We start from the raw sequence: 2,055 nt of genomic DNA, 5'->3' as shown, positions 1-2,055 counted from the left end.
TGAGAACGAAGTCCCAGGTACACCAACACCAGAAGAGACAACAACGACAACAGAAACTACTGTTGAGGAAACGACTTCTGAAACAACAGAGGAAACGACTTCTGAAGAAGAAACAACGACAACTGGCGAAACAACAACGGAAGAACCAACATCTTCTGAAACAACTACTTCGATTGTGACAGTGACAGTAACAGATACAACTTCATCAACTGAGGCACCTCAACCAGAGTTGTATGATGCTTCTATTAAGAAAATTGATCAACATGGTAATGCCGTTAAAGGTGTAACTTTTGAATTGTATCGAATCGTTAAAACGATTGTAGAGGATGCACCAGTAACAGTTGAACCAGCAGCAGTTGATACATCTGAAGTTGATGCAGCCATCGAAGCGTTAAATGAACAGATTGCTAATCTACAAAATCAAGTAGCTGTTTTAGAATCAGAACACGGAACGGTGATTTCTTCAGAATCAGTTGAACCGATTGTTGAAACATCAATAGTTCCAGAAGTTACGGCTGAAGATGGTACAATTATTGAAGAAAGCTATGTAACAGAAGTGTATATTGACCCTGTTACGGAAGCTCCAACTGTAATTGATCATTCAGCAGAAATCGAAAGTTTAAATGCACAAATTGTTCAATTACAAGAACAAGTGGTCGCGAAGTTAGCAGAGAAAACTGCAATGACAACGGAAGCAACCACAACGGCAGCACCAGTCGAAAGAATTGAAGAAGTTAAGATTGGTTCGTATAAAACTGATGCAAGTGGATTAGTACAAGTAAAAGATTTAGTTGAAGGTGAATATTACTTTGTTGAAACGGCAGCGCCAGCTGGCTATGATTTCACAAATGAACAATATCATTTTAACTTACCAAATGATAAACCAGTGTTGTTCACTATAACAAACTTCAATAACAATACTACAACCGTTGAAACGGAAACAAGTATTGTCACTGAAACAACAGAAGAATCGACCACACCAGGTGAAGAAGAAACAACAACACCAGGTGAAGAGGAAACGACCACACCAGGTGAAGAAGAAACAACGACACCAGGTGAAGAGGAAACAACGACACCAGGAGAAGAAGAAACGACCACACCAGGTGAAGAGGAAACGACCACACCAGGAGAAGAGGAAACAACGACACCAGGAGAAGAGGAAACAACAACACCAGGTGAAGAGGAAACAACGACACCAGGAGAAGAAGAAACGACCACACCAGGTGAAGAGGAAACAACAACACCAGGAGAAGAGGAAACGACCACATCAGGTGAAGAGGAAACGACAAAACCAGGTGAAGAGGGAACAACTACAGCAGGTGCTGAAGAAACGACAACACCGGGTGGAACAACACCAAATAAACCAACAACACCAAACACACCAAATAAACCAAATAATCGTAAACATTTACCAAATACTGGTGAGTCAATCATGAATAAGATTGTTACAACCACTATTGGTATTGGATTATTGGCAGGAGGATTCTTCGTGTTTCGTTCAAAACGTGAACATGAGTAATCAAATCTTCAAAAATTAGACAGCTAAGTCATTAAAATAGCATTCATAGACTACTACCTAATTGATTGGGTAGTGGTCTTTTTGTGTAATGAAGCTTATTGATTATAAAATTCGTGTGACACATATTTTGAAAATGCACTCTAGTTTAGCTGTCTCATCGATTTTACTGTCTCATCAAATTTAACAGTAATGAAATGTTTACATTGAAAAGTTACATATGATATGAAGTGTTGTAAACTCATAAATCAATGGTACTTTTAGTAGATACCTATCCATATAAATATCATAATTATTTTTAGTAGTTAACTAGCAATACTAATAGAAGACATAGCAACCTTTACTAAATTCAATTTGCAATATAAAACTACCCTTCAATAATAAAATTAAACATTCTGAAAAAGCTGAATAAAGCAAGAAAAATATTAGGTGCTATCCCCTTTGAAATACCTTTCTGATTGTTAAATTAAATTTTAAATTTAATATGAATTTAATCTAATCAACAAAAATGTAAATGTCAACCGAAAAATGGTCCACGA

General features: G+C 36.9%; 1 protein-coding gene. It reads left to right on the top strand.

The window, feature by feature from the left end:
• A partial coding sequence (locus tag HMPREF2811_RS07240; protein WP_141749280.1) for a SpaA isopeptide-forming pilin-related protein occupies nucleotides 1–1,519 on the top strand: 1,519 nt, incomplete at its 5' end.
• Between the last annotated feature and the right edge of the window lie 536 nt (nucleotides 1,520–2,055).

It is taken from the genome of Globicatella sp. HMSC072A10 (assembly GCF_001811625.1).
Classification (GTDB): Bacteria; Bacillota; Bacilli; order Lactobacillales; family Aerococcaceae; genus Globicatella; species Globicatella sanguinis.
This window is presented reverse-complemented; position numbering and strand designations above follow the sequence as displayed.